Origin of the sequence: Hoyosella sp. YIM 151337, assembly GCF_026041215.1 — a bacterium.
Classification (GTDB): Bacteria; Actinomycetota; Actinomycetes; order Mycobacteriales; family Mycobacteriaceae; genus Hoyosella.
On the sequence record NZ_JAPEIQ010000044.1, the window covers coordinates 101,324 to 115,282 of the forward strand.

A 13,959-nucleotide genomic window follows, 5' to 3' on the forward strand; every position below is an offset into this window, starting at 1 on the left:
AACATGGGAAGCGCACCATCAAAGGCGCCAGAGTTCACCCAACTCCCTGATCTCGCGGCACGGACACTGGGAGGCTCCGTGGTGTGGGCGACGGACGAATCGTTCGCGGAGAAAGAAAACCTGATACGCCCCACCGCGCCAGGGTTCTCCCCAGCGACGTTCGGCCACAAGGGCCAGGTGTACGACGGCTGGGAGACGCGCAGGCGGCGGGAGCCCGGGCAGGATGAGGCAATTGTTCGCCTCGGCGTGCCTGGTGTGATTCACGGAGTGGTAGTCGATACCGCGTTCTTCAAAGGCAATTATCCGCCCGAGATTTCCGTTGAAGCAACGACGGTGGCCGGTTACCCGAGCGCGGACGAACTGAGCACCGACTCGACGTGGGAAACCGTGGTGCCCCGCGCTGCGGTTCGGGGTGACTCGCCCAACCTGTTCGCAGTTTCCAATGAGGGCCGCTTTACGCACGTCAAGCTCACGATGTACCCGGACGGTGGCGTTGCGCGCCTGCGCGTCCACGGATATGGACGGCCTGACCCAGAGTTTCTGCGGGCGGGACCCGTAGATCTCGCTGCTCTGGAAAACGGCGCGTACGTCACCGGCTGCTCGAACTGGTTTTACAGTTCCCCGCACAACCTCCTGATGCCCGGCTACGCACGGGTGATGGGCGACGGCTGGGAAACTGCGCGGCGGCGATTCGCCCCTGGTGAATGGGAGTCCAGTAATGATTGGGTCGAAATTCACCTCGCGGGAGAGGGCGAACTGCGCGTCCTCGAACTCGACACCACCTGCTTCCTTTTCAACGCACCAGGCGCGGCGACGGTCCAGGGACTCTCACATGGCGAATGGGTTGACGTGCTGCCCCGAGTCACGTTGCAGCCGGATACCCGCCACCGCTTCCGTGTCCACGACGCCCCGAAAGTCACCGACCTGCGGCTCGATATCTTCCCAGATGGCGGACTCAGCAGGTTCCGCGCGTGGGGAACACTGACAGCCGCCGGGCTCGCCGCCCTGGCCGAATCGAGGTGACGTGGTGGCTTACCCTCGTGATTTGATCGGTTACGGACCGCATCCGCCACACCCGCAGTGGCCGGGCGGCGCGAAGATCGCGGTTCAGTTCGTCCTCAACTATGAGGAGGGCGGCGAGAACTGTGTGCTCGACGGGGATGCTGGCTCCGAGACATTCCTGTCCGACATCGTTCCAGCACAGTCATTTCCAGACCGGCATATGAGTATGGAATCGCTGTACGAGTACGGTTCACGTGCGGGCGTATGGCGCGTTCTGCGCATGTTCGAGCGGCGCGGCCTGCCGTTGACGGTTTTCGCGGTGGCACGGGCGCTTGAACGTAACCCTGAGGCTGCGGCCGCGTTTGGGGAACTCGGGCATGAGGTCGCCAGTCACGGTCTGCGATGGATCAGCTACCAGGATTCCGATATCGACGCCGAACGCCAGCACATGTCGGAAGCCGTGGAGATCATCAAGCGGCTGACCGGCAATGCGCCGCTCGGGTGGTACACCGGTCGCGATTCACCGAACACCCGGCGGCTGGTTGTTGAGCACGGCGGGTTCGTGTACGACGCGGACTCCTACGCGGACGATTTGCCGTATTGGGTGAAAGTACCTGTCGGCGAGGATTACTCAAACCATCTGGTGGTGCCGTACACGCTGGAAACGAATGATATGCGATTCTCGTCACCGGCTGGGTTCGCGAATGGGGACGAGTTTTTCGCGCACTTGCGCGACGCGTTTGACGTGCTGTACCGCGAAGGCGCGGAGGGGGCACCGAAGATGTTGTCGGTGGGTTTGCATTGCCGGCTCGTTGGCCGTCCGTCGCGTGCCGCCGCGCTTGAACGGTTCCTCGAATACGTGCAGGACCACGCGGACGCGTGGGTGGCCCGCCGCATCGATATCGCGGAGCATTGGCGGCGGGTACACCCGGCGTCGTGAGACGTTAGATTCTCGTGGCGCAGGAGGCGATGCCTAGCCACGTGTGCCGGTTGCCAGCCCAGCAGAACCCAAGTTTCGGTTTGCGGTTGCTAATCCAGAGACCAGGCACGCGGCGATCGCCACATCGTGACCCGGGCATCTGAAAGCAATTGTTCTTCTCCAGCGATTTCGGATAGTGCAGCAGGAACGCGGTGCCTTCTTCCACGGTGAGCGGGCTGCGGTTGTCCTTCGCGAACTGAGCCATGGCCTCGTCAGGTGTCCAGTTGCGGGTCGCTGCGCCACGATCGATGTCAATGACGGCATACACCGGGCGCTCCGGGATGCCGACCTGCTCGATCGGGCTGAACGTGTCGATGTCCGCGGTGTCCGCGGAGAGGAAGCCCTCTTGCTTTCCGAGACGCAGATGCGGCACCGCCAGCGAGACGGGCAGCACCTCGCGGGTGAGTACCAGTGCAAAAGGAACGCGTGCAGATTCCGGCACCAGAGCGCCTGTCACCTGGTCGATCGTCGCCTCGCGCACCGCGTTCAACTCGTCGAGAACATCGGCTGATTGTCCTTCCGCGACGAGGAGGTCGTGGAGAACGGCGCGCTGCCGGTCGAACTCTTTCTCGGCATCCATTCTTGTCAGGGCGGATGTGGTCACGTGGTCCCCTTCCGTTCGTGGCCACTGAGGAACGCGCATCCGCGAGAAAGAGTTCCCAGTCTGAATATATTCGGCACTTCACACACACGTGACGTTCGGGCACGCCGGCGCAACACGCCTTTCTTACGGTGAGATACCGAGGTCTCCACCACAGCACCGAGCGAGCAGGTGAAAAATGCTGATTCCCGACACCGCTGGACAACCAGCAAAGGATGCAAACTATCCCGCCGCAGTGCAGGAAAAAACTGCAGGCGGGGAAACGCTGGCGCCGCAGAAAGTCCGCATTGTGGGTCGCACGTCGTACCTGCTGATGTGGATGGGCGGCTGTGTATCGATCGGCACCTTTACCATGGGTTCAAGCCTCGTCGGCACACTAAATTTGCTGCAATTGGTACTTGCGATTTCACTCGGCTGCCTAGTGATCGGAGCAGGACTCGTCATCAACGGCGCGGCTGGATACAAGTACGGCATACCGTTCATGGTCCAGGCGCGGAGTTCCTTCGGTTTCAGTGGAACCCGCATACCAGGGATCATCCGAGCGGTACCCGCCCTAGTGTGGTACGGCTTTCAGAGCTGGATTGGCGCAGCGGCTCTCAACCAAGTATCAGCGGTACTGTTCGGGTTCGACAACCTCGTGTTCTTCTTCATCGCTTTTCAGTTCCTGCAAATTGCACTCTCGGTATTTGGATTCAAAGGCATTAAATGGCTGGAGAACGTGGGCTCTATCTTCATCCTCGGCGCCCTCATTTACATGTTCTTCAGCGTGATCAACCGCTACGGTGCGGAAATCCAGTCGAATCTGCTTTCCGCAGAGGGGACGTGGGGCACACCATTCTGGGGTGCCACCATGCTGTTCCTCGGGATTTACGCCACCATGATGCTCAATGTCAGCGACTACTCCCGGGAACACACTCCCGGCACCGGGCCCGGCCGTATGCTGACGATCTACACGGCAGCGATCTTGCCCGTAACGCTGTTCATGGGCCTGATCGGGCTGATGGTCTCCGGGGCCACCGGCGTGGTCGATCCGATTCAGGTTTTCGCCAACGCCGTCGATAACACTCCCCTGCTCGTCATCACGCTGATTTTCATCGCGTTCGCGCAGGTAACCACGAATGTCCTCAACAACGTCGTCCCGCCGACATACGTGCTGATGGACATCTTCAAGGTGCCGTTTCGTGTCGCGACGATCCTGGTCGGCCTGCTCGCTTTTGCGACGTTCCCTTGGCTGCTGGTGCGCGACGAATCAGCTGCTGGTCTGCAGATCTTCGTGCAAACGTATTCCGCGTTCCTGGGACCGATCTTCGCGGTTATGGTGGTGGACTACTACGTCATCAGGAAGCGGACACTTGATCTGCGGCTGCTCTACAACGGGTCTGGCCCCTTCCGCGGCGTCAACTACGGTGCGCTCGTGGCCGTCGCCGCCGGGATCGTCGCGGCCTTCTCGTTCCCTGATTTCTCGTTCTACGCCGGTCTCGTCCCAGCCGCAGTGTGCTACTACGCTGTGATGACATGGTGGCCAGCGTGCCGCCGGTTCACCCCTGACGAGCAGAGCGCTGCCGTGAGCCTGGAGAGTTGATGAGAATTCTCGCGGTCAACGTCAACACAACCGACGCGATGACTGAAATGATCGGCAAACAAGCACGCAGCGCTGCCGCGCCTGGTACTGAAATAATCGCTCTCACTCCACATTTCGGGGCACCTTCAATCGAAGGTAACTTCGAGAGCTACCTGGCAGCGGTGGCGGTGATGGACCGTGTGGTTTCGTACCGCGGCGAATACGATGCCGTGATCCTCGCCGGTTTCGGTGAGCATGGCCGCGAAGGGTTGCAGGAACTTCTTGACGTTCCCGTCGTCGACATCACGGAAGCCGCAGCTCACACCGCTTGCCTTATTGGGCGGACATTCTCGGTGGTGACGACGCTGGATCGTGCGGTACCGATGATCGAGGACAGGCTGAAACTCGCTGGACTGGCAAGCCGGTGCGCATCGGTGCGAGCGAGCGGACTTGGCGTTCTGGACCTGGATGAGGCGCCGTCGCGCACGATCGACGCCGTTGTCGCTCAGGCAAAAGCGGCTGTAGAGTTCGACCGCGCCGAGGTGATTGTCCTTGGGTGTGGCGGAATGGCTGGAATTGAGCACGCGATCAGGGAGGCGACCACAGTACCCGTCGTGGATGGCGTTGCCGCAGCCGTGAAGTTAGCTGAAACACTTGTAGCGTTGCGCCTGTCAACGAGCAAGGTGCGGAGCTACGCGGCTCCGCGGCCGAAGTCGATCACGCGTTGGCCGATGACGCCGCCCCCGACGTAATCGCGCTGCCCCAGTACCCCCTATATACGTGCTCGACACCCAGGTACAAATCGTACAAAACGATGCCCAAACTGTACGTTTCGCACCTGGTCACCGAAAAGCACTACCTACCCCTCGTTACTCATGGGGCGCCTGTGGATTACTAAGTAACAGCACTGCAGTCCTTGACAGCAGAAAACGATCACAAGAGGGGTAGACCTAGTACTCGAGCCGCCGCCATTCCTGCGCCGGAAAACATATCACCACTTGACGGTGTGGGCGTCCTCCCACGGGTCTCGCGTCCACCGCGTAGGTCGAAAGCATGACGGACGTGAGTCGACCCCTATATAGCTGTTCGAGACCCCGGTACGAATCGTACAAATCGATGCCCAAACTGTACGTTTTGCACCTGGTCACTGAAAAGCACTACCTACCCCTCGTTACTCATGGGGCGCCTGTTCCTGCAAAGCGCGCCATACCCGCACCGCGTTCATCGGCAGCTCCCGCACCCGCACCCCGATAGCATCGCGAATAGCATTCGCGAGGGCAGGCGCGACAGGGTTATATGGCGATTCGCTCATCGATTTCGCACCAAGCGGGCCGAACTCGTCATGCGTGTCAGCGAAATAGATCTCAGTTTCTGGCACGTCCGCGAACTGTGGAATGTGATAGTTCCGCAGCGTATCAACGAGCGGCCGTCCCTCCTGAACGGGAATCTCTTCCCATAGCGCCGAGCCGAGCGCCTGCGCCACACCACCTTCAATTTGCGCGCGGCACTGTTCCTCGTTCAGCACGGTTCCCGCGTCTGCCGCGTGCACGGACTGCAGGATCGTCACGATGCCGGTGCGTGTGTCGACGGCGACCCGGAACGCGTGCACGTTGAACGCGACGGAGCGCGGTGTGCCGTCGTGTCGCGCGGACGCCTCGATTCTGCCGTACCGTGCCGCGACCTCGCCTAACGGCATCGCGTGCCCATCACAGACCACGGCGCCGCCTTCAATCCGCACGTCACTGGCCGCAGTGAGTTCCCGCGCCGCCTTGCACAGTTGATCCGCAGCGTGACGCGCTGCCTGATACACCGCTTTGCCCGCGACGACGATCCCGGCTGAGCCGAACGCTCCCGTGTCGTGCTCGACCACATCAGTGTCGCTCTGCGCGATACGAACCGCATCGGGGGTGATGCCGAAAACGCGGGCCGCCAGCTGGGCGTGCACAGTGGTCGTGCCGTTGCCGAACTCTACGGTGCCAACGCGCACCGTAACCGTCCCGTCCTCTTCAACCGATACCGACGCGTCCGCAATATGTCCGCGGGGCGGAATCGTCGCGATCATGGCGGCGGCCATCCCCTCGCCCACTCGCATGTACTGGGGAAGCTCCGGAATATCCTTGCGCCGCAATGCCTGCTCCGCAAGGTCAAGGCACTCTGTGAAGCCATAACTGCCGAACATCAAATCGTCGTCGTGTACTACAGCGTCAACGAACGAATCACCGGGACGGACGACGTTGCGGCGCCGGAACTCGAATGGATTGATACGCAGCTTGCGCGCCACATCGTCGAGGGCGCATTCAATTCCGAACATCAACTGTCCGAGGCCGTAACCCCGAAACGCACCCGAGGGCGGGTTGTTGGTGTAGACGGCACGCGCGTCGACCCGCTTGTTCGCACATCGGTATTGCGCGATCGACTCGCTGCAACCGTGAAACATGACGCCCGGACTGTGATTGCCGTACGCTCCGGCATCGGACAGCACTTCCGCGGAAAGTGCTGTCAGCGTTCCATTTTCGTCTGCAGCAGCGGTGACAGTGACCCGCATCGGGTGCCTGCAGGCGGAGCGGTAAAACTCATCAGTGCGCGTGAACTCGTATTGGACTGGCCGCCCCGTTTTGAGCACCGCGAGCGCAACGACGTCCTCGGTGAACATTTCCTGTTTCGCGCCGAAGCCGCCACCTACCCGTTCGGTGAACACACGCACCGACTCCCTGGTTCGGCCGAAGATGCGCGCCAACTCGTCTCGTGTCAGGAACGGCACCTGGCTGCTTGTGCGGATTACGAGCCGCCCAGCGTCATCGAGCCAGCCAATTGATGCGTGAGTTTCCATGTGCACGTGCTGCACCCGCGCCGTGTGCCATGTTCCGCGCACCACGGCATGTGCCTCCGCGAGGGCTGCCGCGACGTCGCCGGTTTCGCCGTGCAGCTCCGCCACTGTATTCCGGGCGGCGATGTCCGCGTGCAATTGTGGCGCGTTCGCTGCGCAGGCCTCCTCTGGGTCGAATACCGCGTCGAGGATGTGGTACTCGACCCGGATCGCGGCGCAGGCACGCTGCGCGGCGCCCACAGAATCCGCGACGACCGCAGCGACGCGTTGACCGATGTGGCGGACGACGCGATCGAAAACAACCGTGTCTTCCGGATCATCGGTGTAAAAGTGATGGCGCGCAGTGGAATAGCGCGTGGCGGGGCTGTCCTTGTACGTCAGCACGGCGACAACACCAGGCATCGCTTCGGCTTGGACAGTGTCAATCTCGGTGATCCGCGCATGCGCGTGCGGACTCGCGACGATCGCGACGTGCAGCAGACCCGGCACGCTCGTATCGAGCGTATAAGGCTCGGTACCAGTGACGATCTGGGCGGCTGCGGGCGGCCGGGGTGATTCGGCGACCTTTCCCGCGAACGCATCGCGAATGGATCGGTATCCGGTGCAGCGGCACAGGTTTCCTTTCAGTGCCCGCGGCAGATCAGCACATTGCGACGGTGTCAGTGCACTCCCTGTTACCACCATGCCCGGAGTGCAGTAGCCGCATTGGAATCCCATCGCCTCCTGAAACTGGTTCTGGATGGGATGGTTCAGTGCGGCCGCCGTGGTAACAGTCTTACCGGAAGCCCGGTAGGCAGGAGTGATGCAGGAGTGGACGGGCTGCTCGTCCACGAGCACCGTGCACGCTCCGCAATCGCCTGCGTCACAACCTTTTTTGACGTCGAACTGCGCGTGTTCCCGCAGAAACGTGCGCAAACACTGCCCCGGCCGCGGCTCATCCGCCACACCACGCCCGTTGACAGTAATCATTCTGCACCGCCGAGCGCCGCGAGTGCTTCCGCGGCAAGCAGTGCGGTCACGCTGCGCCGCCAGTCAGCGGCGCCGTGCGCGTCCTCATACCAGGCTGACTCGGGCACAGCCTCGTCAACGCCGCTCCGAGCCGGGATGAGGTACGGGCGTTTCGTCGCAGCACTGATGCACAGGACCGGTCCGTCGCTCGTTTCCCGCGCAATGACAACTGAGCCGGCCCGGCCTTGCGGCGCAAGCGAAATGCGCCGGAACGCGACACTGCTGGTAAGCGCAGCAGCCGGAATGTGAATGCTGCGAAGCACTTCCCCGCTCCGCAGCGACGTCGTCTGCACACCGGTGACGAACTCGAGCACCGAGGTTGTCCGCTCTGCCCCGTCCGGACACCAAATGCGCAGTGTTGCCCCGAGCGAGGCGCCGAGCGAAATCATCGACCCCGCAGGCAGGCCCATACACATGTTGCCGCCCACCGTCGCGGCGTTCCACACCTTGAAGGATGCGAGCAGCGAGTCCGCGCACTGCCGGAACAACACCGCTGCCGCCCACTCCGCGGGATAATCGTGCGCGACCAATTGTGCGATGGTGCACGTCGCAGCGATTTCCAGTCCATCGTCGCGAATGGTGAGCGGCGGCCAGCCCATCGTCGTGATATCGATGAGCCTGTTCAGCTGGTTTTGCGGCTCGGAGAACAGCCACGTACCACCTGCGAGGAACGCGCAGTCCGGCGACATACCCCGCAGGTCGGCCCGAGTGCGAGCTTGTTCGACTGTCGTGATCGTCGGTAGATCCATCAGCCCGCCCCCGCCCGCTGCCACAGCACCTTCTGCGCGGTGATCACGACTTTCGCAGCCTTCTCGGCATCGGCCGTCACCACGTTGCCTTCTTCTACAATGACACGCCCGTCGACAATCAGCCGCTCGACCAGTGGCGGAGCGCCCATGACGAGCGCCACAACAGGATCCTCGATGCCAGTGTGAAGGGGCCCGTCGATGCGCCACAGCGCGAGGTCCGCGAGTTTCCCCGGTTCTATCGAGCCGAGTTCCGCCGACCGGCCCAGCACCGCCGCACCTCCTAGGGTGCCGAGTTCGAGCGCCTGCCGTGCCGTCATCGCGTCGGCGCCATCACGTGCCCGGGCGAACAGTAGCGCGTGCCGCACCTCCTCGATCATCGACGTGCCCTCGTTACTCGCGGCACCGTCAACGCCGAGTCCTACCGGAACACCCGCAGCCCGCAGTTCACGGACGCGCGCGATTCCGGCTCCTAGCCGCGCGTTTGACGTGGGGCAGTGAGCGACACCTGTCCCCGTTTCGGCCAGGGCCGCTATGGACTCATCGTCAAGGTGAACCGCATGCGCGAACCAGACATCTGGACCCGTCCATCCGAGTCTGCTCACATACTCGAGTGGGCTCCCGCCAAGGTGGGCCTCGCAGAATTCGACTTCAGCCTGTGTTTCAGCGAGGTGCGTGTGCAGGCGGACGTTCCGCTCCCTCGCAAGGATCGCAGATTCCCGCAGCAGGTCAGCGCTCGCAGAGAATGGCGAGCACGGCGCCAGCCCGATCCGGAGCATCGAGCCGGGTGCGGGATCATGCCAATCGCTGATCGCTTTCTCGCTGGCCTCGAGTATCTCGTCGGTGTCCTGCACGATCTCGTCCGGCGGAAGGCCACCGTCGCTGCGTCCGAGGTCCATGGATCCGCGCGTCGGGTGGAAACGCACGCCGACCGCCGCAGCTGCGGTGATTTCGCTGCCCAGAATGTCGCCGGGATGCGTCTTCGGAAACACATAGTGGTGGTCCGTGGTCGAGGTGCAACCGGTGCGCGCCAACTGGGCGAGCGAAGCGACCGCCGCGGTGTACACCATGTCCGGGTCGATACCGCGCCACACTGGGTACAGCGAGACCAGCCAGTTGAACAGGTCGTGATCGACTGCCTGGCCCCGCGTCAGCCACTGATAGAGGTGATGATGGGTGTTGACCAGTCCCGGGGTGAGGACGCAACCGCGGCCGTCGATGACGGTGGTGCGTTCCGGAAGCTCCGGTTCTTCCCCCACTGCCGTGATGCGGTTGCCCTCGATGACGACGCTGCCTGTGAGTTCACGCCGCCCAGGATCCATTGTCACGATGTGGGCACCCCGGATTACTTTCGTCACCGCCATAACCCATGAATCTAGTGATGGGTTATTACACGCTGGTGACGTTTCGCCGGGATTCCGCCCGGCGGGTTTCGTGACGGTTGACAGCGCCCAGCAGGACGTCGATGGCGAGGAAGCCGAGCAAGCTCACCCCGAGCAATGGCACAAACCAACCGACCAGTGCAGCGCATACCACCAGCGGCACCGCGACGACCGGTGAGACTCCGCGCAGTCCACCCCTCGCCGGTGCCTTGCCGAAACGACGGTTGCCACGGGTCGGCCGCCGCTGCCACCACATGGCGTATCCCCGCACAATCACGGTAACCAGCACCGCCGCCAGAAGCGCGAGTGCGCTCTGGTTCGACAGCCCGAACAGCAGACCCATATGAAGCGAAATACCCCAGGCCGTGAGTTTCGCGGCGACCGGCCAGTCCTCGAAACGGTTCACATCTGTCACCGCCCCGGTTTCGCCATCAACAGCTACCGCGCTCGTCGCGAACCGCCACGGCTGCCGCGTTTGAGTAACGCTGAATGCAGTGTCTGCGGCCCCAGGGATCGCGATTTCCACCGGGCCCGAGATGTCGTTGTTTCGCGCTGTCGCCAGGACGGAGTCCAGGTTCTCGAGGCTGTGGGTGAGCACCCCCGGATCAGCATCCGTCGCGGAACCGCCGCCGTGCCCGTGGTGGTGGCCACCGCCGGCGACCACGTCGTCGGTGCCGGTGAGTGTGCGGTCGAGCTGTGGGGTGGTCCAGCTCATAGCCGTGCGCAAGTCACCGATGTTCTCGCCAGCGTATTTCGACCACGTCAGCCCGGTGGCGGAGAGAAACACGAGACCCGCAGCGATCCAGACTCCGGCGACGCCATGCCAGTTCAGGGTGCGCTTACGCCCGGCGCTTCCGCGGTCAACCGTCAGCAACCGCGCAGTCTCACGATTGCGTGCCCGCTCCGTTCGGTACCGCGCTACCCACAGATACACACCACCGAAAGCGACGACCCACAGCCACGATGCGGCCAGTTCGCTGTAGATCCGGCCCGGGTCGCCGAGATGCAAGTGCCGGTGCAGTTGGGAGATCCAGGCTCGCATGGGCAGTGCACCGCTGCTGCCATACACAACCGACTCCCCGGTGGCTTCGGCGGTGCCCGGATTGATGAACACGGCCCGGCGTTCCGACTCACCGAGTTCCGGATCGTCGAACAGCACCCAGGTCGTTCGTTCTGGAGCTGCCGCCGGACGGACCGCACTCACCGTGAGGTTCGGCACGCTCCGCTGGGCGGCCTCCACTTGTTCGTGCAGCGGCAGAGCCGGGCCACTCGAGTCAACTGTCAGGTAATCCCGGTAGAGCACTTTCTCGAGCGCGGGTGCGAGCGCGTACAAACCTCCAGTGATCGTGGCGATGAGCAGAAAGGGAGCAATGAGAATTCCGGCATAAAAGTGCAGGCGGAGAATCAGCGCCCGCAACGGTAATGTTCTCGTGGTTTTTGGTGACGGCTCAGCCGCTGTCACCGTTGTTTGTTGCACGTCATGCAAAGACATCCGTGGTCTCTCTTCTGGATCAGTCGTCGTGCACCACATGAGCGCCGGACACAGCGCCATGTGCGCACGTCGTTCGCGGAACGGCACCCGCGCACTGCCGCTCGCGCAGTGCCGTTGACAAAGCCACGCCCCGAACGAGGCATCGTGTTGCTGGGCTCGCAGCGTCGAAGACGTTTTCAGACCACAGACGGAGGGGCGCGTGTCCCACCGGCAGCACATGTGAGCAACCACGGTTGAAGCGTCGCGCGATGCGTGGGTTTCGCAGTCCACGCTTGGGCGTCCGGACTGGGTGGGGCCGCGACGATCAGAACGATGCGCAAAAAGAGAGCGCACGCCGTCAGGTACGCCCGCTCTGCCAAGCGAACAAGCAAGGCGGTCAGCGCGATGGCCGCCGCGTGCGCGGCGATCATCGGCATGGATGGGACGAGCGTGTGCGCGTGCTGGTGCGCGACGGCCGCATGGTCGGCGGTCGCCAGCGTGACGTGCCCGATCGCCTGACCGGCCGCGATCGCAGCCACCAGACAACTGCGCTGACACTGGGTGACTCGCAGCGCGCTGACCACCGCGCCCAACGCTGCGCTAACCGCCACCAGCAGGAGGATCGCAGTAGTTGTGGGCGGTATGCCACCGCCGCCGGCCCCGTGCGCGCCGATACTCACTGCCCCGGACAATGAACCCACGAAGGCTCCGCGCAACCGCGCCAGGGCTGATTCGCGTGAGTTCACGAGTGGAGGCTAACAGCAGCCGTGTCGCGTGGTTCCCCCTGCGCTCTTCCTTGCTGCGTCGGGTCTTAGGATCGCGAAGTACCCAGGGCTGATCGCGGCGTGTCATCCGCTCCCATATAACCCGCATTCCTTCCCGTGCTGTCCTACGATGGAGGCGGGCCGGGCATGTAACTGTTGTTCCGCACCCAGCCCTGGTGTTTAGTTGTTGCCCTCGTGCGGCGGGTCTTCCCGAGTGTCGCCTCGGTTAGTTCGCGCAGTTTCCAGCGCGATGTACGCCGTACGGAGGGCCACAACCGTGGAGGCGAGAACCAGAAGCTCGCCAGAACCCAATTTCAGGGAGCGGAGCGGAAGAAATTGGGGGACGCGCGACAGCGCCCGGGGGTGGGTTGACGCAACGGGCCCCGGATGAGGCCACAAACCCAGCCACCCGCCAGGTCCTCAACAAACACAGCGCCGCGCCGGCGGCCCCAATGAAAACTTCACGTGCTCAGCGCCTCAGCAAGCGGAGCGGCTGTCACTGAACCATTGCGCGGCAACCAATTTGAGTGAAGGAAGTGATTTTTGAATAGCACCACAGATGGCGCACGCAACAGTCATTCCTATTATCCCGGTCGGATAGCTCAAGTCCTGCTGGGATTATTCGCAGGAGTCATCCTCTGGACGCTGCTCATCCGGATACTCGTCCAGTCAGGGATGGTGATGCCTTGGTACGGATTGTTCACTCTGCCTGCAATTAGCGCTGGGCTTATCGCATTCGGTGTGAAGCGCTGGCTTCCACCAGCGGCGACGTTCGGATGGTCCTTGCTTGCTGGGGTGGCAGGAACATCGATCTTCGTGCTCATAATAGTCTCGGGCTTTTCAAGCATCCCGCACTAGCTGCAGCATTGCGCTATCCCAACGAATATCACTGCGCCGGATACAGCCTGCTATCTCGTCACCTCTCACAACCAGTCCGGACGCGGGACCAATTGTGGTTCTATACAATAGGGTACTTGAGAATGGCACATTCTATGTGGATGCAGATTTCAGCGCCTTGCCAGAGGGATAGTTCCTGCTCGGCATAAACGGACCAGAAGGGTAACGATCGGGCATGAGCGTCGGCAACGTTACTACCTCCCTGTCGGCGCCATTTCCCGCAGGCCTGAGGAGTATAAGCCTTAGAAGCGGAACGATGAAGTTTGTTTTCATGATTATGTTCTTCATCGTTCCACTTCTGGTCGCATGCGGATACAATGAATCCGATGACCGGGAGCCTTTGCCCACCCAGTCGTATTCGCCCCAGAATTCGGAGGTGAATGTGTTTGACAAGTTAATCCAAGAGGATAGCGGTGACCCTTGGGGACACTTTACAATAATGGATCAACCTAGCGGACTGCCATTGTGGCCAATCCTCCCTGATGATTGCATTGAGCCCGCTACGGATGGGAAAATAATATTCGTCTGCACCGGAGCCGAGAGCGGTATAGTTTCAATACGCGTAGAAACGCTAGCCAGCGCGCCTGCCCGTCCCACAGAAGGATGGGCCGAGGTCTTTGACACTTACGTTTCGTCGGTAACTGGTGATCTCTACCTCTGGACCGGGGCCGCAGAACGCTGGCCCGGCATCAGCCAGCCACTTACCCCGCACCCTGGCACG

The 13,959-nt window shown here is 62.2% G+C and carries 11 protein-coding genes; 5 read left to right on the forward strand and 6 right to left on the reverse strand.

The genetic code is table 11. The features are described from left to right. Nucleotides 1–3 precede the first annotated feature (3 nt). Together alc and puuE are read left to right on the forward strand one after the other, a co-directional pair. Entirely contained in the window at nt 4–1,023 is a 1,020-nt protein-coding gene (alc, locus tag ONR57_RS21550; RefSeq protein ID WP_265125761.1) for an allantoicase, read from the forward strand. Nucleotides 1,024–1,027: 4 nt separating this feature from the next. Further along, a complete protein-coding gene (puuE, locus tag ONR57_RS21555) occupies nt 1,028–1,942 on the forward strand; it encodes an allantoinase PuuE (protein ID WP_265125762.1) in 915 nt (304 codons plus the stop codon). Between the two features lie 4 nt (nt 1,943–1,946). Here the strand turns inward: puuE and ONR57_RS21560 are convergent, their stop codons facing one another. Beyond that, complete coding sequence (locus ONR57_RS21560) at nt 1,947–2,585, reverse strand: DUF5701 family protein (protein WP_265125763.1); 639 nt, start codon at nt 2,583–2,585, stop codon at nt 1,947–1,949. 175 nt (nt 2,586–2,760) lie between these two features. Between ONR57_RS21560 and ONR57_RS21565 the strand changes: the two genes are divergently transcribed. Together ONR57_RS21565 and ONR57_RS21570 are read left to right on the forward strand one after the other, a co-directional pair. Then, nucleotides 2,761–4,164, forward strand: coding sequence for an NCS1 family transporter (locus ONR57_RS21565; RefSeq protein WP_265125764.1), 1,404 nt, complete (start codon nt 2,761–2,763; stop codon nt 4,162–4,164). Beyond that, nucleotides 4,164–4,895: an aspartate/glutamate racemase family protein gene (locus ONR57_RS21570; RefSeq protein WP_265125765.1), complete on the forward strand. Its 732-nt coding sequence runs from the start codon at nt 4,164–4,166 to the stop codon at nt 4,893–4,895. The genes ONR57_RS21565 and ONR57_RS21570 overlap by 1 nt, the downstream gene beginning before the upstream one ends. Nucleotides 4,896–5,314: 419 nt before the next feature. On the opposite strand, the gene ONR57_RS21575 is transcribed toward ONR57_RS21570, so the two are convergent. The 5 genes from ONR57_RS21575 to ONR57_RS21595 all read right to left on the reverse strand — a co-directional run bounded on the left by ONR57_RS21575 (nt 5,315) and on the right by ONR57_RS21595 (nt 12,323). Next, the gene (locus ONR57_RS21575) at nt 5,315–7,939 is read right to left on the reverse strand and encodes a molybdopterin cofactor-binding domain-containing protein (protein ID WP_279348069.1); all 2,625 of its coding nucleotides are present in this window, start codon (nt 7,937–7,939) and stop codon (nt 5,315–5,317) included. Continuing rightward, a complete protein-coding gene (locus tag ONR57_RS21580; protein WP_265125766.1) occupies nt 7,936–8,727 on the reverse strand; it encodes an FAD binding domain-containing protein in 792 nt (263 codons plus the stop codon). The genes ONR57_RS21575 and ONR57_RS21580 overlap by 4 nt, the downstream gene beginning before the upstream one ends. Beyond that, nucleotides 8,727–10,088: an 8-oxoguanine deaminase gene (locus ONR57_RS21585; RefSeq protein ID WP_265125767.1), complete on the reverse strand. Its 1,362-nt coding sequence runs from the start codon at nt 10,086–10,088 to the stop codon at nt 8,727–8,729. Before ONR57_RS21585 ends, ONR57_RS21580 begins: the two co-directional genes overlap by 1 nt. A 25-nt stretch (nt 10,089–10,113) precedes the next feature. Further along, on the reverse strand, nt 10,114–11,598 hold the full coding sequence (locus tag ONR57_RS21590) for a PepSY domain-containing protein (protein ID WP_265125768.1): 1,485 nt from the start codon (nt 11,596–11,598) through the stop codon (nt 10,114–10,116). A gap of 176 nt (nt 11,599–11,774) precedes the next feature. Continuing rightward, a complete protein-coding gene (locus ONR57_RS21595; protein WP_265125769.1) occupies nt 11,775–12,323 on the reverse strand; it encodes a hypothetical protein in 549 nt (182 codons plus the stop codon). 561 nt (nt 12,324–12,884) lie between these two features. On the opposite strand from ONR57_RS21595, the gene ONR57_RS21600 reads away from it, so the two are divergent. Beyond that, the gene (locus tag ONR57_RS21600; RefSeq protein ID WP_265125770.1) at nt 12,885–13,199 is read left to right on the forward strand and encodes a hypothetical protein; all 315 of its coding nucleotides are present in this window, start codon (nt 12,885–12,887) and stop codon (nt 13,197–13,199) included. Nucleotides 13,200–13,959: the final 760 nt, after the last annotated feature.